This is a genomic window from Streptomyces sp. TSRI0281 (genome assembly GCF_001905125.1).
GTDB lineage: Bacteria > Actinomycetota > Actinomycetes > Streptomycetales > Streptomycetaceae > Streptomyces.
The window spans coordinates 128606-153131 of record NZ_LWLE01000003.1 but is presented as its reverse complement, the minus strand read 5'-3'; the positions used below and the strand labels follow the sequence as shown (position 1 = coordinate 153131).

Annotated in this window: 3 protein-coding genes; all 3 read right to left on the bottom strand. The window is 73.2% G+C overall.

Annotated features, from left to right (window positions below; all coding sequences use genetic code 11):
* Positions 1–2: 2 nt before the first annotated feature.
* Genes A6A29_RS09025 through A6A29_RS09015 form a run of 3 tightly spaced genes read right to left on the bottom strand, consistent with a single transcriptional unit; the run spans position 3 to position 24459 of the window.
* Positions 3–8885 carry a non-ribosomal peptide synthetase gene (locus tag A6A29_RS09025; RefSeq protein ID WP_143196966.1) on the bottom strand — a complete coding sequence of 2961 codons (8883 nt, stop codon included), beginning with the start codon at positions 8883–8885 and terminating at the stop codon, positions 3–5.
* Positions 8882–16681, bottom strand: coding sequence for a non-ribosomal peptide synthetase (locus tag A6A29_RS09020; protein WP_073719475.1), 7800 nt, complete (start codon positions 16679–16681; stop codon positions 8882–8884). Before A6A29_RS09020 ends, A6A29_RS09025 begins: the two co-directional genes overlap by 4 nt.
* Complete coding sequence (locus A6A29_RS09015) at positions 16678–24459, bottom strand: non-ribosomal peptide synthetase (RefSeq protein ID WP_073719474.1); 7782 nt, start codon at positions 24457–24459, stop codon at positions 16678–16680. Before A6A29_RS09015 ends, A6A29_RS09020 begins: the two co-directional genes overlap by 4 nt.
* Between the last annotated feature and the right edge of the window lie 67 nt (positions 24460–24526).

Below are 24526 nucleotides of genomic sequence, written 5' to 3'. Positions count from 1 at the left end.
CCTCACGCACGATCGGTACGAGCGGCCGGGGCCAGCTTCTTCGCCAGCACCGCTCCCATCTCGGCGAGCGGCTGCGGCCGCATCAGGTCGTTGTGGGCGACGGCCACCCGGTGGATCTCCAGACCGCCGTCGAGGTGGCGCAGCCAGTCGGCGGGGTCGCCCGCCGGGTCGACCGTCGCCGCGAACATCACGGCGTCCGCCCGGCAGCGTCCGGTGACGGAACCCGCCTCGACCCGGAAGCTGTTGGCCATCACCCGCTGGAGCCGGCGCAGCTGCTCCTCCGACAGACCGGCGAGCTCCTTGCCGGAGGACCGCATCGCGGCCATCACCCGGCCGAACTCCGGCGGACCGTCGAGGTCCGACGCCTCCATGCCGATCGCCACCAGGATGCCTTCGAGGAACTCGCCCTCGGAGAAGGAAGCGGCGGGCTCCTCCTCCGTACGCGGGTAGGCGTCCAGCAGGGCGAGCAGTTCCACCTCCTGCCCGGCGGACTCCAGTTGCCCGGCCATGGCGTGCGCGACCCGGCCGCCGAGCGACCAGCCGAGCAGCCGGTAGGGGCCTTCGGGCTGCACGGTACGGATACGGGCCACGTAGTCGGCCGCCATCTCCTCGACGGAGTCCGGCAGCGGCTCGTCGTCACCGAGCCCGGCCGACTGGAGGCCGTACAGGTCGACCTCCGCGGGCAGATGCTCCGCGAGACCGGCGTAGGGCCAGCTGAGCCCGCCCAGCGGGTGCACACAGAAGACCGGCGCCCCGGTGCCGCCGGAGCGCAGCGGCAGCAGCCGGCTCAGGGGTCCCGCCCCGTCGGCCCGTGCGAGCCGGACCGCCAGCGCCGCCACCGTGGGCGCCTCGAAGATCGCCACCACCGACATCTCGGCGCCCAGCCGGTCCCGGACCCGGCTGATGAGCCGGGTGGCGAGCAGGGAGTGGCCGCCGAGTTCGAAGAAGTTGTCGTCGATCCCGACCGTGTCGTGGCCGAGCAGTTCGGCGAAGATCTCGCAGAGCGCCGTCTCGGTCCCGTCGCGGGGCGTGCGGCCCGGCGGGCGTTCCAGCAGGTGCGGCGCGGGCAGCGCCTTCTTGTCGACCTTCCCGTTGGGGGTGACCGGTACGGCGTCGATCACCGTGTAGTGGGCGGGCACCATGTGGGCGGGCAGCACGGTGGCCAGGTGATCGCGCAGCGCCGCCGGGTCGGGGGGCGTCCCCGGGTCGGCGGACGTGATGTACGCGGCGAGGCGGGTGTCGCCCGCGGGTGCCGGGTACACCGTCACGACGGCGCTGCCCACCAGGGCGTGCCGCGCGAGCGCGTGCTCGATCTCGCCCAACTCCACGCGCTGGCCGCGGATCTTCACCTGGTCGTCGGTGCGGCCGAGGAATTCGATCACCCCGGTCCGGGTGATCCGGGCCAGGTCGCCGGTGCGGTAGAGCCGGGAGCCGGGCGGGCCGTAGGGGTCCGCCACGAACCGCTCCGCCGTCAGACCCGGCCGCCCGCGGTAGCCGTGCGCCAACTGCACGCCGCCCAGATACAGTTCACCGCCGCTGCCGACCGGGGCCGGGGCGAGCGCGGCATCCAGTACATAGGTTCTGGTGTTCCAGACCGGCCTGCCGATGGGGACCACCACGGCGTCGGAGTCCGCGGCGCAGTCCCACGCCGTCACGTCCACGGACGCCTCGGTGGGCCCGTACAGGTTGTGCAGCCCGGCCGGCAGCAGGGCACGGAACCGGTCGCGCAGTCCGGCCGGCAGCGCCTCACCGCTGCACAGCACGCGGCGCAGCCCGGTGCAGCGGGCCGCCTCGGGACCGGCGAGGAACACCTCCAGCATGGACGGGACGAAGTGCGCGGTGGTCACGCCCTCGTCCTGGATCAGCCGTGCCAGGTACTCCGGGTCCCGGTGGCCGCCGGGCTTGGCGGACACCTGCACCGCACCGGTCACCAGCGGCCAGAAGAACTCCCAGACCGACACGTCGAAGCCGGAGGGGGTCTTCTGCAGCACCCGGTCGTCCGGACCGAGCGGGTAGGCGTCCTGCATCCACAGCAGCCGGTTCACGATGCCCCGGTGCGGCACGACGACGCCCTTCGGGCGGCCGGTCGAGCCGGAGGTGTAGATCAGGTACGCCGGGGAGTCCGGCAGCGGTCCCGGCAGTGCCACGGTGGCGGGCAGGGCTGCCAGCTCCGCCTCGGTGCCGGGGACATCGAGCACGAGCAGCTTCCGGGCGGTGCCCGCTCCACTCCCGGGGAGGCCGTCCCGCCCTTCGCGCGTGGTGATCACGACGGCCGGAGCGGCGTCGTCCAGCATGTACGCGATCCGCTCGGCCGGGTAGTCCAGCTCGACCGGCAGATAGGCCGCGCCCGCCCTGATCGTGGCCAGGAGGGCGACGGTCAGCGCGGCGGAGCGGGGTACGGCGACGGCGACGGTGTCGCCCCGGCGCACTCCGCGGGCGATGAGGAGGGCGGCCAGTCTCGCGGACCGCGCATCCAGTTCCGCGTAGCTGAGGCGCATGTCACCGGCCACCAGCGCCGGTGCTTGCGGGGTCCTCGCGACCTGGGCGGCGAAGAGTCCGGCGATCGTCTCCGGCTCGGGACCCGACGCCGTCGCCGTCGGCAGCTCCAGCACCCGCGCGGTGTCGTTCCACCCGGTCAGCAGCTGCTCGCGCTCGGCGGCATCGAGGATGTCGATCCGGCCGAGCGGCGTCAGCGGGTCGGCGGTGCCCGCGGCGAGGAGCCGGACCAGCCGTTCACCGATGTGCCGGACCGTGCTCTCGTCGAAGAGGTCGGCGCTGTAGTCCACCGTGACCTCGATACCGGCCGGGGCACCGTCCAGGTCGGTGCGCTCGACGAAGTTGAACCCGAGGTCGAACTTGGCCGCACCGCCCGCACCGTCGACGGGACGCGCCACGAGACCCGGCAGGTCCAGCGAGGCGACCGCGTTGTTCTGAAGCACGATCATCACCTGGAACAAGGGGTGCCGCGCCATCGACCGCGACGGCTGCAACGCGTGCACCAACTGCTCGAACGGCAGATCCTGATGCGCGTACGCCGCCAGATCCGCCACCCGGACCCGTTCGACCAGCTCTCCGAACCCCGGGTCCCCGGACACATCGGCCCGCAGCACCAGCGTATTGACGAAGAACCCGACCAGGTCATCCAGCGCCGCATCCGTACGACCCGCGATCGCCGTCCCCAACGGAATGTCCGACCCGCCGCCCAACCGCGACAACAGCCCCGACACACCCGCCTGCAACACCATGAACAAGCTCGACCGCGACGACCGTGCCAGCCCGGCCAGGTTCCGGTGCAGCCGTGCGTCGAGCTCCAGTGCCACGGTCCCGCCGCGGTAGCTCGACACCGCGGGGCGCGGCCGGTCCACCGGCAGGCTCACCTCGTCCGGAAGACCGCTCAACGCCGTCCGCCAATAGGAGAGTTGCTGCGAGATCGGTGATTCCTCGTCGTCCTCGTTCCCCATGACCTCGCGCTGCCACAGCGCGTAGTCCGCGTACTGCACCGGCAGCGGCTCCCAGCCGGGAACACTGCCTGTCGCCCGTGCCCGGTACGCCACGCCGAGGTCGCGCGCCAGCGGCGCCTGTGACCAGCCGTCCCCGGCGATGTGGTGCACCACCACACACAGCACATGCTCATCGGCCGACACCCGGAACAACGTCACCCGCACCGGCAGTTCGGCCGAGAGATCGAAGCCCACCGAGGCGACCCGAAGCAGCGCCGCGTCCAGCTCGTGCGCCGCGACGTCCCGCACCTCGAACGGCACGGTCATGTCCTCGGCCGTGACCACCTGCTGCCACGGCTCACCGCCCACATCGGGGAACACCGTCCGCAGCGACTCATGACGCCCCACCACATCCACCAGCGCCGCGCGCAGGGCAGCCACGTCCAGCGCCCCCGACAACCGCACACCCAGCGGAATGTTGTACGTCCCGCTCGGACCCTCCATCCGGTTCAGGAACCACAACCGACGCTGCGCGAACGACAACGGCACCCGCACCGGACGCACCATCGGCACCAACGCCGCACGACCACCCGACGACGAACCCACCACCCGCTCCGCCAACGCCACCACCGTCTGCGCGTCGAAGATGTCCCGGAAGGGCAGCTCGATGCCGAACAGCGAACGGACGCGGCTCACCAGACGGGTGGCCAGCAGCGAATGCCCGCCCAGGTCGAAGAAGCTGTCGTCGATCGACACCGATGGGACACCGAGCAGCTCGGCGAACAGCTCGCAGAGCGTCCGCTCGACATCGTCGCGCGGCGCGCGGGCCTCGCTGTGCTGCGGGTCGGGCAGCGCCGCGAGGTCGATCCGCCCGTCAGCGGTGTACGGGAGCGCGTCGAGCTCCACGTAGTGCGCGGGTATCGCGTGGTGCGGGAGCGCGGCGGCGGCGTGCGCCCGCAGGGTCGCGGTGTCCGCCGGAGCCATCGGGTCGGCGGGGACGTGGTACGCCACCAGCGCGATGTCGCCCGAGGGGCCCGGCCGTGCGGTCACGGCCGCGGCGGCGACGTCGGCGTGCCCGGCGAGGACGCCTTCGACCTCGCCGGGTTCGATGCTCCGGCCGTCGACCGTGAGCCGGTCGTCGGTGCGGCCCAGCAGCTCGATCGTTCCGTCGCGGGTGATCCGGGCCAGGTCACCGGTGCGGGCGAGCCGGGAGCCGGGCGGGCCGTAGGGGTCGGCCACGAAGCGCTCGGCCGTCAGACCGGCCCGTCCGTGGTAGCCGTGCGCCAGTTGGACGCCGCCGACGTAGAGCTCCCCCGCGCTGCCCGGGGGCAGCGGGGTGAGGTGGGCGTCGAGCACGAAGGCGCGGCTGTTGCGGACCGGTCGCCCGGCCGGTGGGTACGCCCCCTCGGTCCCGGTGGCGCCGGACCACGCGGTGACGCCGGACGACGCCTCCGGCGGACCGTGCAGGACATGCAGTTCCGCGCCGGGCACGACCTGCCCCAACCGGTCGCGCAGTCCGGCCGGCAGCGGCTCACCGCTGCACAGCACCTGGCGCAGTCCGGTGCAGCGGGCCGCCTCGGGCCCGGCGAGGAACGCCTCCAGCAGGGCCGGCGCGAAGTGGGCGGTGGTCACCCCTTCGCTCCGGATCAGCCGGGCCAGCCCGACCATGTCGCGGTGGCCACCGGGCGGGGCGACGACCTGGGCGGCGCCGGTCACCAGCGGTGCCAGCAGCTCCCAGACCGATGCGTCCAGGTCCGCGGGCGCCTGGTGCAGGACGCGGTCGTCCGCACCGAGCCCGTGGGCGTCCCGCATCCACAGCAGCCGGTTCACGATGGCCCGGTGCGGCAGGACGACCCCGCGGGGCACGCCCTCCGGGTCGGCGGTGTGGATCAGGTACGCCGGGGAGTCCGGCAGCGGTCCCGGCAGCGCGGCGGTGGCCGGCAGGGCGGCCAGGGCCTCTTCGGTACCCGGGTCGTCCAGCACGACGACCGAGGAGTCCGGCTCCTGGAACAGGGACCGGCAGTCCCGTGTGGTGATGACCGCGGCGGGTGCGGCATCGGCCAGCAGGCCGCGTATGCGCGCGGCGGGGTGGTCCGGCTCGATGGGCAGGCACACCGCACCCGCCCGCAGTACCGCGAGGTGCGCGACGGTCAGTGCGGCGGAGCGGGGCACGGCGACGGCGACGGTGTCGCCCCGGCGCACTCCGCAGGCCACCAGCAGCGCGGCCGGCCTCGCGGACCGCGCGTCCAGTTCCGCGTAGCTGAGCCGGGTGTCCCCGGCCACCAGCGCGAGCCCGTCCGGGGTCTTCTGCACCTGGGCGGCGAAGAGTCCGGTGATCGTCTCCGGCTCGGAACCCGACGCCGACGCCGAGGGCAGCTCAGGTACCCGGCCGGTGTCGTTCCCCCCGGTCAGCACCTGCTGCCACTCGCGCGATTCGAGCAGATCGAGCTGACTGATGGGCATGGACGGGTCGGCGGCGCCCAGGGACAGCATGCGTACCAGCCGTCGTCCCAGGTCCGTCACCGTGGCCTCGTCGAAGAGGTCAGCGCTGTACTCCACCGTGACGTCGATACCGGCCGGGGCACCGTCCAGGTCGGTGCGCTCGACGAAGTTGAACCCGAGGTCGAACTTGGCCGCACCGCCCGCACCGTCGACGGGACGCGCCACGAGACCCGGCAGGTCCAGCGAGGCGACCGCGTTGTTCTGAAGCACGATCATCACCTGGAACAAGGGGTGCCGCGCCATCGACCGCGACGGCTGCAACGCGTGCACCAACTGCTCGAACGGCAGATCCTGATGCGCGTACGCCGCCAGATCCGCCACCCGGACCCGTTCGACCAGCTCTCCGAACCCCGGGTCGCCGGACACATCGGCCCGCAGCACCAGCGTATTGACGAAGAACCCGACCAGGTCATCCAGCGCCGCGTCCGTACGACCCGCGATCGCCGTCCCCAGCGGAATGTCCGACCCGCCGCCCAACCGCGACAACAGTCCCGACACACCCGCCTGCAACACCATGAACAAGCTCGACCGCGACGACCGCGCCAGGCCCACCAGATCCCGGTGCAGCCGCGCGCCCAGCTCCACCGGGACCAGACCGCCGCGGTAGCTCGACACCGCAGGGCGCGCCCGGTCCACCGGAAGTCTCAGCTCGTCCGGCAGTCCATCCAACGCCTCACGCCAGTAGGTCAGTTGCCCGGCGATCGGCGACTCCTCGTCGTCCTCGCCGCCCAGGACCTCGCGCTGCCACAGCGCGTAGTCCGCGTACTGCACCGGCAACGGCTCCCACCGCGGAGCCTCCCCCGCGACCCGTGCCCGGTACGCCACCCCCAGGTCGCGCGCCAGCGGCGCCTGCGACCAGCCGTCCCCGGCGATGTGGTGCACCACCACACACAGCACATGCTCATCGGCCGACACCCGGAACAACGTCACCCGCACCGGCAGTTCGGCCGACAGGTCGAAGCCCATGGACGCCGCCGAAGCCAGTGCCGCGTCCAGCTCGTGCACCGCGACGTCCCGCACCTCGAACGGCACGGTCATGTCCTCCGCCGTGACCACCTGCTGCCACGGCTCACCGCCCACATCGGGGAACACCGTCCGCAGCGACTCATGACGGCCCACCACATCCACCAGCGCCGCGCGCAGGGCAGCCACATCCAGGGCACCCGACAACCGCACACCCAGCGGAATGTTGTACGTCCCGCTCGGACCCTCCATCCGGTTCAGGAACCACAACCGACGCTGCGCGAACGACAACGGCACCCGCACCGGACGCACCATCGGCACCAACGCCGCACGACCACCCGACGACGAACCCACCACCCGCTCCGCCAACGCCACCACCGTCTGCGCGTCGAACAGGGCGCGTACCGGCAGCTCGATCTCGAAGACGCTCCTGATCCGGCTCACCAGACGGGTGGCCAGCAGCGAATGCCCGCCCAGGTCGAAGAAGTTGTCGTCGATCGACACCGACGGAACGCCCAGGACCTCGGCGAACAGCCCGCACAGCATCTCCTCGTGCGGGGTCCGCGGCGCCCGGCCCCCGGAGGGGGCGGCGCTCAGGTCCGACACCGACGAGGCGCCGCCGGTGATCGGGTCAGGGCGGGGGACCTCCCAGCCCGCAGGCAGGGCGACCGACTCCAGCACCTCGGCGACCGGCCGGGTGCCGTCCTCGGAGATGGTCCGCAGGACCGTCTCCAGACGGTCGAGGAGGCTGCCGACGGTGTCCTCGGTGAACAGGCCGTTCCGGAATCCCAGGCGCAGTTGGAGGCGTCGGCCGGGGACCGCGATGAGCGTCAGCGGGTAGTGCGTGGCGTCGGACCCGGAGGTCCCGGTGATCGTGAGGTCACCGAGCGAGCCCCGCAGGCTCTCGGCATCCACCGGGTAGCTCTCGAAGGCGACCAGGCTGTCGAAGAGTTCACCGTGTCCTGCGGCGCGCTGGATCTCGGTCAGCCCGATGTAGTGGTGGTCGAGCAGGGCCGACTGCTCGTCCTGGACCCGCAGCAGCAGCGCCCGCAGCGACTCGGCCGCGTCCAGCCGGATGCGTACCGGCACGGTGTTGATGAAGAGACCGACGATGCCCTCGACGCCCTCGATCTCCGGCGGGCGGCCGGACACGGTCGCGCCGAACACGATGTCGTCGGTGCCGGTGAGCCGGGCCAGTTGGAGACCCCACGCCACCTGCACCATGGTGTTGACGGTGATGCCGAGCCTGCGGGCCAGCGCGGCCAGCCGCCCGCTCTGCTCCTCCGACAGATCGAGGGTGAGCCGGCCGGGCAGCCGGGAGACGGTGTCGTCGGCCTGCGGGGCCACCAGGGTGGGCCCGCCGAGGCCGTCGAACGCGTCCCGCCACGCCGCCAGTCCGGCCTGCTTGTCCTGTCGGCGCAGCCAGGCGAGGTACAGCTTGAACGGTGTCGCGGGCGGCAGTCCCGCCACGTCGCCGCCGCGCTGGTAGAGCGCGAACAGCTCTCCGAGGACGAGCGGCATGGACCAGCCGTCCAGCAGGATGTGGTGGCAGCTGAACATCAGCCGCCAGGCGCGCCCGGTCAGGCGGACCATCGTGAACCGCAGCAGCGGCGGGTCGGAGAGGTCGAAGCGCACGGCCTCCTCGGCCGCGGACAGCTCGGCCAGACGCCTCTCGCGCTCGCCCTCGTCCAGCGCGGACAGATCGTGCACGACGACCGGGGTCGCGAACTCGCGCGGCACCACCTGGACCGGCTTGCTCAGGTTCTCCGACAGGAAGCCGGCCCGCAGGTTGTTCCGGCGGATCAGCAGGGCCCGTACGGCGTCGCGGAACACGTCCAGGTCGAACGGCCCCTCGAAGTCGACGGCCAGCCGGACGGTGTAGACGTCCAGCGCGCCCTCGTCGTAGGTCGCGTGGAAGAACATCCCCTCCTGCAACGGCGCGAGCGGCAGGATGTCCTCAAAAAGATCCTTGCGGGTCACCGGGTCTTCCTCCACTCAGCTTCCAGTACCCCGAGATCGTCGAGTTCGAGGTCGATCAGTGACAGGTCCGACAGGGCGAGCCCGGCCGGCTCCCCCTCGGCGGCGTGCTCCGAGAGGGCGGTGAGCGCGCGGAACCATCCCTCGGCCAGCGCGTGTACGTCGTCATGGCTCAGCAGGCGTCGCGGCCAGGTCCAATTGGCCACCAGCCGGGGGCCGTTCACATCGTCCTGGACGAGCACGTTGAGCGATACGGAGTGCGTGGCGGGCATACCGGGGTCGCCGCCGAGCTCCCGGAGCACCTCGCCGTCCGCGGACATGATCCAGCCGTCGGCACCGGCGTTCGGTACCGACCGGTCACCGGAGGCGGCTCCCTCCCCGGCGGCCCCGGCCCCGGCGACTTGCGCCCGGCCCAGGTAGTTGAAGCCGAACTGCGGTGTGCCGAGGGGGGCCAGCTCCTCGCGGGTGCGCGGGTTGAGGTGGCGCAGCAGGCCGAAGCCCACGCCCTCCTCCGGCATCTCCCGCAGCGTCTCCTTGACCCGGTTGAGGGCCTTGTGCAGGGCGGCGGGGTCGGTGAGGACCCTGCCCCACGACACCGGCCCGAGATCCAGCCGTACCGGCGCGAGGCTGGTGAACCAGCCGACCGTACGGGAGATGTCGAGGTCGGCCCCCTCCGGGATCTGCCGGCCGTGGCGCTCGACGTCGACCAGCACCGCGGTGCCCGCGCCCAGCCCGCGCCGCCGCCGCCAGTCGGCGACCGCCAGGGTGAACGCCGTCAGCAGCACGTCCTCGACACCGCCGCGCATCGCGGCGGGCACCTTCGTCAGGAGCGGTTCGGTGACCGGTTCCGGCAGGGTCAGTACGAGCGCGTCCTGGGTGCCCATGGTGTCGACGGCAGGGTCCCGCGGCTCCGCCGTCACCGGGATGTCCTCGGGGGTGAGCTGGTCGGCCCACCAGGAGACCCGGTCCTCGCGCGCGGGTTCGGCGGCCGTCCCGGTGAGCCACTGCGCCCACCGGCGCCACGAGGTGCCGACCGGCTGGAGCGTGGCATCCCGGGACTCGTACGCCGCCTGCCACGCCTCGGCGAGGTCGGGTACGAGAATCCGCCACGACACCCCGTCGACGGCCAGGTGGTGGCCGAGGACCAGCAGCCGGCCCGGCTCGTGGGGACCGGCGTCGAACCAGACGACCCGGACGATCGCGCCCTCGGCCGGGGACAGGCGCGACACCGCCCGCTCCGCCTGTTCGGCGATGACGGCCCGTACCTTCTCGCCGTCCGCCCCGGCGATGTCGACCCGGCTCACACAGTCGGACGGGTCCACCGCGCCGCGCGGGCGGACCGCGTAGGACCACTCCCCCGCGCGCACGGTCAGCCGCAGCCGCAGCGCGTCGTGGTGGTCGAGCACGGTACCGACCGCGGAGGTCAGCGTGTCCAGGGTGACCTCGGCGGGCACCCGCAGCAGCACCGACTGGTGGAACCGCTCGATACGGCCGCCGTGGTCACGCAGCCAGTGCGTCATCGGGGTGAGCGGCACCTCGCCGATACCGGCGTCGGGGTCCTGCGGGGCCAGTTCGTCGACGGAGCGGGCGACCGCCGCGAGTCCGGCGACCGTCTTGTGCGCGAACACGTCCCGGGGGGTGATGACCAGCCCGCCCTTGCGCACCTCGCTGACCAGTTTGATGGAGACGATGCTGTCGCCGCCCAGCTCGAAGAAGTTGTCGTCGGCGCCCACCTCGGGCAGCGAGAGCACCGCGCCGAACGCCTCGGCGAGCACCTTCTCCGCCTCCGTGGCCGGCCCCTGGCCCTCGCCGCCGGAACGGGCGGGCCCGGGTGCGGGCAGCGCCGCGTGGTCCAGCTTCCCGTTGACCGTCAGGGGCAGACCGTCCACGACCACGAACGCCTGCGGCACCATGTACTCCGGCAGCCGCCCGGCCGCCCACGCGCGCACGGCGGCGATGTCCGGGCCCGTGCCCTCCTCGGGCACCACATAGCCGACGAGCTGCCGGACACCGGGCCGGTCCTCACGGATGACGACGGCCGCGCCGTCGACCCCGGCACAGCCCGCCAGTACGGATTCGATCTCGCCCAGCTCGATGCGGAAGCCCCGCAGCTTCACCTGGCTGTCCCGGCGGCCGACGAACTCCAGCACTCCCTCGGCGCGCCACCGCACCACATCACCGGTGCGGTACAGCCGGGTACCCGGAGCGCCGAACGGGTTAGCCACGAACCGCTCCGAGGTCAGCGCGGAACGCCCCAGATAGCCGCGGGCCAGCCCCACCCCGGACACGTACAGCTCCCCCGGCACACCCACCGGGCAGAGGTTCAGCGCGGCGTCCAGAACATAAACCCGGGTGTTGGCGATCGGCCCGCCGATGGGCGGGGTGACCGTGCCGTCCACCGGGTCGCTCGCCGTGGCGCACACGGTGGTCTCGGTCGGCCCGTAGGCGTTGATCACCCGGCGGCCGGGCGACCACCGGGCGGCCAGCTCGCGGGGGCACGCCTCCCCGGCGGTCACCAGGGTCAGCCCGGCGGGTGCCGCCTGGGGCTCGGCTCCGGACAGCGCCGTCGGGGTGAGGGTGGCGTGCGTGATCCGCTCGGCGGTCAGGAAGTCGGTGAGGTCGGTACCCAGCACCGGACCGTCGGACGGGGTGAGGACCAGAGCGGCGCCGTTGAGCAGGGCCATGACCGTTTCCCAGGCGGACGCGTCGAAGCTGGGGGCGGCGAACTGCCCGATCCTGCTGGCGCTGTTCACCCCGAGCCGGTCGGCGTGCCAGGCGGCGAGGCTGCCCAGTCCCCGGTGCGTGACCGAGACGCCCTTGGGCTGCCCGGTGGACCCGGAGGTGTAGATCACGTACGCGGGGTGGTCGGCCGACAGCGGGGTACGCCGGTCGGCGTCGGTGACCTCGGCCCCGGACAGCGCCGCGAGCGCCTCGACGACCTCGGGGCTGTCGAGGACGAGCGGATCGGTGATGTCCTCCGGGAGCCGGGCGGTCAGGCCGGAGACGGTGACCACGAGCGTGGGTTCGCTGTCCTCGATCATGTACGCGATCCGGTCGGCCGGATGGTTCGGATCGACCGGTACGTAGGCCCCGCCGCCGGTCATCACCGCGAGCAGCGCGGTGGTGAGTTCGACCGACCGGGGCAGGACCAGGGCGACCCGGTCCTCCGGTCCGACACCGCGTGCGATCAGCAGCCTGGCGAGCCGCGCGGCACGTGCGGCCAGCGTGGCGTAGGCCACGGTGACGCCGTCACCGGACACCGCGGGCCGGGTGGGGACGGCGGTGGCCTGCCGGGCGAACAGGTCCGGGACGGTACCGGCGGGCACCGGCCGGTCGCTGTCGTTCCAGCCGACGAGCAGGTCCTCGCGCTGTGCCGGCGGCAGAATGTCCAGCAGCCGCACCGGCCGGACCGGGTCCGCGACGACGGCGCGCAGCAGCGCGATCAGATGGCCGACGACGCGCTCCGCGCTCGCCCGGTCGAACAGGTCCGTGCTGTAGCCGAGGATGCCGGAGATCCCGCCCCCGGCGTCCTCGGCCAGGCTGAGTTCCAGGTCCACCTTGGCGACCGGCAGCAGCAGGTCCTGGCCGGTGACCCGCAGGCCGGGGAGCTCCAGCTCCCCCGAGGTGTTGTTCTGATAGGCCAGCAGCACCTGGAACAGCGGGTTGTGCGACAGCGAGCGGTCGGCGCCGACGAGGTCGACCAGCCGCTCGAAGGGCAGGTCCTGGTGCGCGTAGGCGCCCAGTGCGGTGGTGCGGGCCCGGCGCAGCAGCGCGACGAAGCCGGGGTCGCCGGACACATCGGTGCGCAGGACCAGCGTGTTGACGAAGAACCCGATGAGGTCGTCGGTCGCCGCGTCCGTCCGGCCCGCGACCGGCGTACCGATGGGGATGTCCGTTCCGGCCCCGAGGCGGGACAGCAGTGCGGCCAGCGCGGCCTGGAAGACCATGAAGGGGGTGGTGTCGGTCCCGGCGGCGAGCTTGCGCAGACCGGCGCCCAGTCCGGGGTCGATGGTCACCGGCACGACGGCGCCCCGGTGGGTGGCCACCGGCGGGCGCGGCCGGTCGGCCGGGAGTTCCAGTTCCTGCGGGGAGCCGAGGAGTTGTTCGGCCCAGTAGGCCCGCTGCGAGGCGGCCAGGCTGTTCTCGTCCCGCTCGTCGCCCAGCAGCCGCTGCTGCCACAGCGTGTAGTCCGCGTACTGCACCGGCAGCGGCTGCCAGTCCGGTGCGGCGCCGTCCAGCCGGGCCCGGTACGCCTCACCGAGGTCGCGGGCGAGCGGGGCCTGCGACCAGCCGTCCCCGGCGATGTGATGGACGACGACGCACAGCACATGCTCGTCCGGGGCGGTCCGGAAGAGCCGGGCCCGTACCGGCAGGTCGTGCGCGAGGTCGAAGCCGACCGCACCGGCCGCGTCCAGCGCGGCGGACAGCTCCGCCTCGGGCAGGTCGCAGACCTCGATGGCCACCGTCGCCGATCCGGCCGGGACGACCCGCTGCCACGGCTCACCGTCGATGTCCGGGAACACGGTGCGCAGCGCCTCGTGCCGGCCCAGCACATCGCCGAACGCGGCTCTCAGCGCATCGACCCGCAGCTCTCCGGAGAGCCGGACGGCGAACGGGATGTTGTACGTGGCGCTCGGCCCCTCCATCCGGTTGAGGAACCACAGCCTGCGCTGGGCGAACGACAGCGGCACCCGCTCCGGCCGCTCGGCCGGGCGCAACGGCGGCCGGGCCGTCGACGGGGTGTCCGTCAGCCGGACGGCGAGCCGGGCCACGGTCGGTTCCTCGAAGACCCGCCGGATCGACAGCTCGACGCCCAGGACCGCCCGCACCCGGCTGACGAGCCGGGTGGCGAGCAGCGAGTGGCCGCCCAGCTCGAAGAAGTTGTCGTGGACGGACACGGCGGGCAGCCCGAGCACCTCCTCGAACAGCCCGCACAGCAGCTCCTCGTGCGGGGTCCGCGGTCCGCGGGTGTCCTCCGCGGTGTGCTCGGGAACCGGCAGCGCCTTCGTGTCGAGCTTTCCGTTGGTGGTCAGCGGCAGCGCGTCCAGGACGACGACGGGGCGCGGGACCATGTACTCCGGGAGCCGCTCGCCCGCCCAGGCGCGCAGTTCGTCCGGGTCGAGCGGGGTGCCCGCGGCGGGCACCGCGTAGCCGACGAGCTGCCGGACACCGGGCCGGTCCTCGCGGACCATGACGGCGACCTGGCCGACCGCCTCGTGGCCCGCGAGTACGGATTCGATCTCGCCCAGCTCGATGCGGAAGCCCCGCAGCTTCACCTGGTTGTCCCGGCGGCCGACGAACTCCAGCTCCCCGTCGGTGCGCCACCGCACCACATCACCGGTGCGGTACAGCCGGGTGCCCGCAGCGCCGAACGGGTTCGCCACGAACCGCTCCGAGGTCAGCCCCGCACGCCCCAGATAACCGCGGGCCAGCCCCACCCCGGACACGTACAGCTCCCCCGGCACCCCCACCGGGCAGAGCCGCAGGTCGCCGTCGAGGACGTAGACCTGCTTGCCGTCGAAGGGGCGGCCGATCGGCACCGGGTCCGGCACGGGCCGCCCGGCGGTCAGCGGGTGCGCGGCGGCGATGACGGTAACCTCGGTCGGTCCGTACGCGTCCACGACCGTGATGTCCGGGCAGGCTTCCAGGACCTGGCGCACCGACGCGGCGGGCACCGCCTCACCGCCCGCCCACACCTCGCGCAGCGGCCGGAACGTCTCCGGTGCCTCGGCGGCGATCAGCCGGAACAGGCCGGTGGTGAACAGGGCCGCGGTGACCCGGCCCTCGGTGAGGGTCCTGGCGATGGTGGCCATGTCCAGCTCACCGGGCGGGCCGATGACCAGGGTGCCGCCGTTCAGCAGGGGGGTCCACATCTCGTACGTCGACGCGTCGAACGCGTGGGCCGAGTGCATCAGCACCCGCTCCTGCGCGCCGCCCGCGAACCGGCTGTCGGCGACCAGGTCCCCGATGCCGCGATGGGTGACGGCGACCCCCTTCGGCCGGCCCGTCGAGCCGGAGGTGTACATGACGTAGGCGATCCGCTCCGGGCCGGGCGGCATCGGTACGCCGCCCTCGGGGACCGGGTAGCTCGCGGGCAGGTCGCCCTGCTCCAGGACCAGCGAGGTCCCGCTGTCGCTCAGCACGTCCGCGCGCCGGGAGCGCGGCCAGCGGTGGTCGATGGGTACGTACACGGCGCCCGCGCGGAGCACACCGAGCACGGCCAGCACGAAGTCGACGGAGCGGTCCATGGCGATGCCGACCGGCTCCTCGGGGCGCACACCGCGCTCCAGCAGCCAGGCGGCGATCTCCTCCACCCGGGCGGTCAGCTCCGCGTACGTCAGCGACCGGTCGCCGCGGACCACCGCCTGCCGGTCCGGGTTCTCGGCGGTGCGCAGCGCGAGCAGTTCCGGCACCGTGCGCGCCGGTGCCGGGACGGGGGCCGGGTTCCATCCGTCGAGCAGCCGTGTCCGCTCGTCGGCGTCCAGCAGCTCGACCGCGCCGGCCCGCGCGGAGGGCTCGTCGGCGAAGGCCGTGAGCAGGGCGGCCAGCCGTGTGGCGAAGCCCTCGATCTCGGTCTCCCCGAAGGCGTCGGACCGGTAGGTGAAGCGCAGTTCGAGGGACGGGCCGGGGATGACCATGAGGGCGAGCGGGTAGTGCGCGCCGTCCGTGGAGAAGAAGTCCGCGACCGACAGCCCGCCGGGCAGGGTGAGCGTCGCCGGGTCGACCGGGAAGTTCTCCAGCACGGTGAGGGTGTCGAACAGGTCGCCGTGCCCGGCCGCCCGCTGGATCTCCGCCAGACCGAGGTGCTGGTGGGCCATCAGCGTCCGCTGCTCGTCCTGGAGCCGCCCGCAGAGCGCGAGCAGCGACTCCTCGCGCCGGATCCGGACCCGTACGGGCACGGTGTTGAGGAAGAGCCCGACCATGGTGTGCACACCGGGGATCTCCGGCGAGCGTCCGGCCAGCGTCATGCCGAAGGTGACGTCCCGGCGGTCGGTCAGCCTGCCCAGCAGCAGCCCCCACGCGGCCTGGACCACGGTGTTGAGGGTGATGCCGTGCTCACGGGCCCGCTCGGTGAGCCGCCGTGCCGTCTCCGGCGGGAGCAGGTGACGGACCCTGCTGGGCAGCACCGATGTGGAGCGGTCGTCGGGCATCGCGGCCAGCAGGGTCGGCTCGGCGAGCCCGTCCAGCGCCCCGCGCCAGGCGCTGACGGCGCCCTCGCGGTCCTGCTTGGCGAGCCACGCCAGGTGGTAGCGGTACGGGGTGACCACGGGCAGCGCGGTGGCGTCGCCGCCCGCGGCGTACAGCTCGAAGAGCTCGCGAACCAGGACCGGGGCCGACCAGCCGTCCAGCAGGATGTGGTGGTTGGTCACCAGCAGCCGGTGCCGGCCGTCCGCGACCCGGATCACGGTGAACCGCAGCAGCGGGGGCGTGCGCAGGTCGAAGCGGGCCGCGCGGTCGCGTTCGGTGATCTCGCGCAGGGCCGCTTCCCGCTCCTGCTCGGGCAGCCCGGACACATCCCTCTCGTGCCAGGGCAGTTCGACCGCCTTCGGGATGAACTGCAGCGCACGCGGGCCGTCGTGCCGGAATCCGGCGCGCAGGTTGCCGTGCCGTTCCAGCAGGGCGTGCGCGGCGGAGCGCAGGGCCGGCACGTCGAGCGGGCCGTCGATGTCCATGCCGAGCTGCATGACGTAGACGTCCGGGCCCGACCGGTCGTCGTACTGCGCGTGGAAGAGCAGACCCTCCTGCAGCGGGGTGAGCGGCAGTACGGCTTCCAGCGACGACTTGTCCTTCGTGCTCATTCCGAAACGCTCCATTTCGACTCGAACTGATCGAGTTCGTCCTGCGAGACCAGGTCCATGTCCCACTCGCTGCCGGCGGCCGGGCCCGGAGTGGCGGCCTCGGCGGACTCCGGCGCGGCGATCGCGGCGATGGCCCGCACGGTGCGGTGGGCGAACACGTCCTGCGGGGTGAACCGGAGCCCCTCGGCGCGGGCCCGGCTGACGAGTTGGATCGAGACGATGCTGTCGCCGCCCCGGCGGAAGAAGTCGTCGTCCACCCCGGCGCGGGAGATCCCCAGGACCTCGGCGAAGAGCCGGGCGAGGGTCTTCTCCCCGGGGGTGACGGGCGCGGCGCCGGAGGCGGGCTCCGCCGCGTCGGGCGCGGGCAGCGCCTTGTGGTCGAGCTTGCCGTTCAGCGTGACGGGCAGGGCGTCCAGCAGGACCAGCGCGGCGGGCACCATGTGGTCGGGCAGCCGCTCGGCCAGCGCGTCCCGCAGCTCGGCCACCAGGGCGCCGCTCCTGCGGCCCACGAGCGGGTCGTTCGCGTACCGTGCCGGGGCCGCGCCCGGGAGGTACAGATCCCGGTAGGCGAGCACCGCGACACCATCCGAACCGCCTTCGCTGGCAGCGCCGTTGGGGCCGTCCGTGCCGCCCCCGCCGCCCCTGCTGCTCGTGCCGTCCGTGCCGTCCGCAGCGGGCTCCGGTACGAACACGGCGTCCAGCCGGCCGTCGTCCGCCCCCGCCGTCCAGGTGACCAGCGCCCGGTAGCCGAAGGGCGAGCCCACCTCGTGCAGCTCCGTGACATCGACGTCCGCCGACACGGGGCCGTCGGTCCCGGCCACCGCGGCCAGGTCCGCGCCGAGCCTGCCGTTGGGGATGCCGGTGACCCGCAGTCCGGCCGGGTGCGCCTCGCGCAGCCGGGCGGCCAGTACGTCGAGACCGCCGACGTGCTCCCAGGCGACGGCGGGCACCGCCGCGAGGGAGACCGGGGCGGTCGGCCGCTTGTGCAGAACCACGTCGTAGCGGTAGCGGCTGAGCTCGTTGGCGTACTCCCCGCGCTTGATACGGATGTCCGCGCCGCCGAAGCCGTCCAGCACTCCGGAGAGACTGTCGAACAGGGCGGGATCCACCAGCAGTTCGGTCTCGCGCTCGACGGCCCGGTCCACCGCGTACCGGGTGGCGTCCTCGCCGTCGCCGGGGCCCGCCAGGCGGTGGATGGCCGTCCTCATGCAGCGCAGCAGCCGCAGGTCGCGGATGTCGCCGAGGAAGACCGCGCCGGTGTCGCCGAGCAGCGCGAACGCCTTCGCGATGACGTCGGTCAGATAGTCCACGCTCGGGAAGTACTGCGCCACCGAGTTGATCACGACGGTGTCGAACGTTCCTGCGGGCAGGTCGTCCAGGGCGTGTGCCGGGGTCGCGGTGAACCGGGTGCGTGCCGCCAGTTCCGGATCCCGCGCGGTCTGCCGGCGCAGGGTGGCGATCACCTCGCCGGACAGGTCGGTGCCCCAGTACAGCTCCACATGGGGCGCGACCGGCGCCATGATCAGCCCGGCGCCGACGCCGATCTCCAGCACCCGGCGCGGCCGCAGCTCCAGAATCCGGTCGACGGTCGCCGCCCGCCAGGCACGCATCTCCGCCTCGGGCAGCTCGGATCCGTCGTAACTGCTGTGCCAGCCGCTGAAGTTCTCGCCGAGCGGCGGGTCTTCCCGGTCCGGGGCGCCGTACACCTCGTCGTTGATGACCTGCCACTTGCCGACCTGATCGGTCTCCAGCCCGGTGTCACGGGAACCGGCGTCCCGTCCGGTGGGCACCACATAGCCGACCAGCCTGCGCTCACCGGGCCGGTCCTCCCGGACCACGACGGCGGCCGTCTCCACCTGCGGCTGATCGGTCAGCGCGCTCGTGACCTCGCCCAGCTCCACCCGGAAGCCGCGCAGCTTCACCTGGTCGTCCGCCCGGCCCGCGAACTCCAGCACGCCCCCGGCCCGCCAGCGCACCACGTCGCCGGTGCGGTACATCCGCTCCCCGGCCGTGCCGAACGGGGAGGCGACGAAGCGTTCCGAGGTGAGCCCCGGCCGGCCGAGGTAGCCGCGGGCCAGGTTGACCCCGGACACGTACAGCTCGCCGAGGACGCCGGGGGCGACCGGGCTGAGCCTCGCGTCGAGCACGTACACCCGGGCGTTGGCGATCGGGGTGCCGATCGGCGGGGTGAGCGCCCCGGACAGCGGCGCGCTCATCGTGGCGCACACCGTCGTCTCCGTCGGGCCGTACGCGTTGATCATGCGGCGCCCGGCCGACCAGGTCCCGGCCAGCTCCGCCGAGCACGGCTCACCGGCGACCGTCAGCACCATCCCGGCCGGCACGGCGGCCGGGTCGAGCCCGGTCAGCGCGATCGGCGGGATCGTCGCATGGCTGATCCGCCGGCCCGTCAGGAACCGGGCCAGTTCGTCACCGAGCAGCAGGCCCTGTTCGACCGGGAGCACCAGCGTGGCGCCGCCGAGCAGGGCGACGCAGGTCTCGGACACCGCGGCGTCGAAGCTCGGTGCCGCGTACTGGACGACCCGGCTGTCCGGCCGGACCGCGAACCGCTCGCCCTGCGCGGCGGCCAGGTTGCCGATGCCCCGGTGGGTCACCACGACGCCCTTGGGCCGGCCGGTCGAGCCGGAGGTGTAGATGACGTAGGCGGCCTGGTCGAGCGCGACGGGCACCCGCCGCTCCGCGTCCGACAGCGGGGTGGCGGGCTGTGCCGCGACCACGATGGCCGTCCCCGGGCCGTCGAGCACGATCCTGGGCAGGTCCGGGATCACCTCATCGGCCTGCGGGGCCACCGACCTGAGGGTCAGCAGCAGCGCGGGCGCGGCGTCGTCGGCCATGAAGGCGACCCGCTCGCGCGGATAGCCGGGGTCGACCGGCACGAACGCGGCACCCGCCGTGACCACGGCGAGCTGCGCCACGAGGAGGTCCAGCGACTTCGGCATCACCAGCAGGACACGGTCCTCGGTGCCGATCCCGCGTGCGATCAGATGCCGGGCGAGCCGGTTGACCCGCTCGCCCAGCTCCGCGTAGCGCAGCTCCTGCTCACCGGCCACCACCGCGAGGGCACCGGGGGTGCGCCGCACCTGTGCGGCGAACAGCTCGGGCAGGGTGCCCGCGGCGACCTCGCACGCGGTGTCGTTCCACTCGACGAGGATGCGCTCGCGCTCGTCGGCGTCCAGCACCTCCAGCTCGCTCAGCCGGCTCTGCGGCCGTCCGGTCGCCCGGTCCAGCAGACGCGTCAGCCTGCTGATGAGCAGCTCGACGGTGGCCTCGTCGTACAGGTCGGTGGCGTACTCGACGGCACAGGTCGTGTGGTCCGGGTCGCCCCCCTCGCCCCGCACCTCGCGGAAGTCGAAGAGCAGGTCCAGCTTGGCGGTGTGGGTGACGGCGGGTTCGATCCAGGCGTCGAGGCCGGGCAGGTCCAGCCCCGGTGCCGCGTTGTTCTGGAAGCCCAGGCCGATCTGGACCAGCGGGTGCCGGCCGGCCGAGCGCTCCGGGTTGACGGCCTCGACCAGCCGCTCGAAGGGCAGGTCCTGGTTGGCGAAGGCGGCCAGGCCGTCCGTGCGGGCCCGGCCCAGCAGGTCGGCGAAGCTGGGGTCCCCGGTGAGGTCGGTGCGCATCACCAGGGTGTTGACGAGGAAACCGACCAGGTCGTCCAGCGCCTCGTCGGTCCGTCCCGCGATCGAGATGCCGAGCGGGACGTCCTCACCGGCGCCGAGCTTGCTCAGCAGCACCGCCAGCGCGGTCTGCACCACCATGAACGGGCTCACGTCGTGCTCGCGCGAGCACCGCGTCAGCTGCCGGTGCAGCGCGGCCGGCAGATCGAAGCGCAGCGTCTCGCCCCGGTAGGAGGCGACGGCGGGCCGGGGCCGGTCGGTGGGCAGGGTGACTTCCTCGGGCAGTCCCCGCAGGTACTCCGTCCAGAAGGAGAGCTGGCCGGAGATCGCCGAGCCCGGGGTGTCCTCGTCGCCCAGGATCTCGCGCTGCCACAGGGTGTAGTCCGCGTAGCTGACGGGCAGCGGCTGCCACTCCGGGAGGTCGCCCCGGCAGCGGGCGGTATAGGCGGTCTGGAGGTCGCGGGTGAGCGGCACCAGGGACCAGCCGTCGCCCGCGATGTGGTGCACCGGCAGGAGCAGCGCGTGTTCCCGGTCCGACAGGGCGAACAGATGCGCGCGGATGGGCGCCTCGGTGGCCAGGTCGAAGCCGACGGCGGCGCGCTCGGTCAGCGCCTCGGCCAGCCGGTCGGCGGTGATGCCGGTGACGCCCATGACCGGCGTCGCCTCCTCGGCGGACAGAATGTGCTGGCGCGGGGTGCCGTCGCGGTCGGGGAAGACGGTGCGCAGGCTCTCGTGCCGGGCGACGACATCGCCGATCGCGGCCTGAAGCGCCGTACGGTCCAGATCGCCGTTCAGCCGCACGACGAGCGGGATGTTGTAGGTGCCGGAGCCGCCGTCGATCTTGTCGATGAACCACAGCCGCAGCTGGGCGAAGGAGAGCGGGATCTCCTCCGGCTTGTCCATGGGGGTCAGCGGGCGCCGGGCGCTCGGTACGTCACCGTTGCCCGCGAGCCAGGCGATCAGCTCGGCCGGGGACGGTGCCTCGAAGACGGTACGGATGGTGAGTTCGACGCCGAACGCCGCGCGCACCCGGCTGACCAGCCTGGTGGCGAGCAGCGAATGCCCGCCCAGATCGAAGAAGTTGTCGTCCATGGAGACCGACGGCACGCCCAGGATCTCCGCGAAGAGACCGCAGAAGATCTCCTCCTCCGGGGTACGGGCCGGCCGGCCGCCGGCGAGGCCCGCCAGGTCCGGGGCGGGCAGGGCCCCGGTGTCGAGCTTCCCGTTCCCGGTCAGGGGCAGCGCGTCCAGCTGCACGAACCAGCTCGGCACCATGTGCTCGGGCAGGGCGGCGGCCGTGTGCTTGCGCAGGTCGGTGGTGTCCAGGGCGACCCGGCCCCCGGCGCCGTGGCCGCCGATGACGTAGGCCACCAGCCGCTGGTCGTCGGGGGTGTCCTCACGGACGACGACGGCCGCCTGCCGGACATCGGGGTGCCGCAGGACCGCGGCCTCGATCTCGCCCGGCTCGATCCGGAAGCCGCGGATCTTGACCTGCTGGTCGGCGCGCCCCAGGTACTCCAGGTTCGCGCCGCCGTCCGCGGCCCAGCGGGCCAGGTCGCCGGACCGGTACATACGCTGTCCCGCCGGGCCGAAGGGGTCCGCGACGAACCGGGTACAGCTCAGGTCCGGCCGCCCCAGATAGCCGTCGGCCACCGCGGGGCCGCCGACGTACAGCTCACCGGCCACCCCGGGCGGTACCGGGCGCAGCGCGGTGTCCAGGACGTAGACGCGCAGGTCGTCCAGGCCCCGGCCGATCATGCTGCCGGTACCGGCCGACGCCACGGACGCGTCGAGCATCAGCTCCGTGGTGTGCACGGTGGTCTCGGTGATGCCGTACATGTTGACCAGCCGCGGGGCGTCCTCGGCGTGCCGCTCGTACCACTCGGCCAGCCTGCCGAACTCCAGCGCCGCACCGCCGAAGATCACCCGGCGCAGGGCGAGCGCGCTCCCGGTCTCCGGGTCGTCCCGGTCGGCCTGGACCAGCTGGTAGAACGCCGACGGTGTCTGGTTGAGGACGGTGACCCGCTCCCGTACCAGCAGCCGCAGGAACTCCTCCGGCGAGCGGCTCACCGCGAACGGCACCACCACGAGCTTCCCGCCGTGCAGCAGGGCGCCCCAGATCTCCCACACCGAGAAGTCGAAGGCGTAGGAGTGGAACAGCGACCACACGTCGTCCGGCCCGAAGCCGGACCAGGACGCGGTCGACTCGAAGAGCCGGAGCACATTGCGGTGGGCGACCACGACGCCCTTGGGCCGGCCGGTCGACCCCGAGGTGTAGATGACGTAGGCGGCCTGGTCGGGCAGGACCGGTCCGCCGCGCTCGGCGTCCCGGACCGGGGTGTGCGCCAGCGCGGCCAGTTCGGCCGCCGTGTCCGGGTGGTCGAGCGCGATCTCCGGTGTGTCCACCACCGGTTGGGCGAAGGTGTCGCGCCGTGCGGTGATCACGGCGGCGGGCCGGGCGTCGGCCAGCATGTAGGCGACCCGGTCCGCGGGGTACTCGGGGTCGACCGGGAGATACGCCGCGCCGGCCTTCAGCGTCGCCAGCAGCGCCACGGGCAGGTCCACCGAGCGCGGCATCGCCAGTGCGACGAGCTGACCGCGCCGCACCCCGCGGTCGATCAGCAGCCGGGCCAGCCGGTTGGACCGCTCGTCCAGTTCCCGGTAGGTCAGGGCCCGGTGGTCCGCGCCGTCGGGGCAGACCACCGCCGTGCGGTCCGGATGGGCCGCCACGGTGTCGGCGAACCGCTCGGTCAGGGTGGCGCGTTCGGCCGCCGCGGGTGTCCGGGCGGCGCCGCCCCACTCGCCGACCAACCGCTCCAGCGTCTCGGGCTCCACGATGTCCAGGGCGCCGATCGGGCGGTCGGGATGCGCGGCCAGCTCGCCGAGCAGCCGGATGATCAGGCGGTGGTGCTGCCGCGCCGCGTCGGGGCTGTAGACGTCCGGGTTGGCGGAGAGGTCGAGCTGGAGGCCGCCGTCCTGGCGGCCGACCACGATCAGCGAGAGGTCGTCGTCGTGTCCGGCCATCAGGGGGTGCAGGGTCGTAGGCAGACCCGCGATGCGCAGGGCCGGGGCGACGACGTGGAGGTTGAGCCTCGGCCCGAGCAACCGGCCGTCGGAGCCCAGGAGTCTGAGGTCGCGCCGCAGGTCCTCGTAGCGGTAGCGCTTGTGCCGGGAGACGGCGCGCATGCGCTGGTGGGCGTGGCGGACGAGTTCCGTCGCCGTCATGTCGGGGCGCACCGTCATCCGTACGCCGACCACGTTGGACACCATGCCGGGCACGGTGCGGCCCGCGGCCGTGGTGCGGGCGGCGACGGACAGGGCGATCACCACGTCGCTGCTGCCGGTGATCCGGCTGGTGTACGCGGCGAGCGCCGCCAGCACCGCGGCGGGCCAGCCGACCCGTCCGGCACGGGCCGCGTCGCGGATCTCGTTGCCCTGCGCGGCCGATACGTACGCGGTGTCCCGGAACAGGCCGGTGGGCAGCGCCGTCGGACGGTCACCGAGGCTCACGGCGGCCGGCCTGTCGGCGAACTCCCCCGTCCAGAAGGACTGGTCCTCGGCGAACTCGGCGGACCGCTGGTAGACCAGCTCGTCCTCGATCAGCTCGCGCAGCGGCGGGAACGCCCCGTCGGCCGGGTCCCGCCCCTCGGTGAGCCGGGTGTAGACGTCGGCCAGACGGGAGGCGATGAGGCTGGCGCCGAAGCTGTCCATCACCAGGTGGTGGTAGCGGTAGTAGAAGAGGAACCGGTCCTCGGCGACCTTGATGAGCGCGAAGCGGTACAGCGTGCCCCCGATCACCTCGACCGGGGTGTTCGCGTCCGCCCACATCCACGCGTCGGCCTTCTCGTCCGGCCGGTCCTCGGCGGCGAAGTCCAGGACGTGCACCGGCTGCGCCGACCAGTCGGTGACCGGCTCGATCACCTGTGCCGGACCGGACCCCCCGTCGGTGAACCGGGCACGCAGCGCCTCGGTCTCCACGACGATCCGGCGCATCGCGGTGGCGAACAGCACGGGATCGACGGCCCCCGCTATGTCCAGGTAGAGGGCCGCGTTGAACGTCGCGTTCGGACCGCTGAGGCTTTGCGCGTACCAGATTCCGGCCTGGCCGGCGGTCAGCGGCAGAACCGTGGCTGACGAGTCAGACATCTGTCCTCTGTTTCTTCGGGCCAGGCCGACCTGCGAGTCGGTCGGTGATCCAACGGGTCGGCAGCCA

What these genes read in the sequence shown, in the direction of transcription:
- A6A29_RS09015 (WP_073719474.1), bottom strand. Translation starts at nt 24,459, where the DNA reads ATGTCTGACTCGTCAGCCACGGTTCTGCCGCTGACCGCCGGCCAGGCC.
- A6A29_RS09020 (WP_073719475.1), bottom strand. Translation starts at nt 16,681, where the DNA reads ATGAGCACGAAGGACAAGTCGTCGCTGGAAGCCGTACTGCCGCTCACC.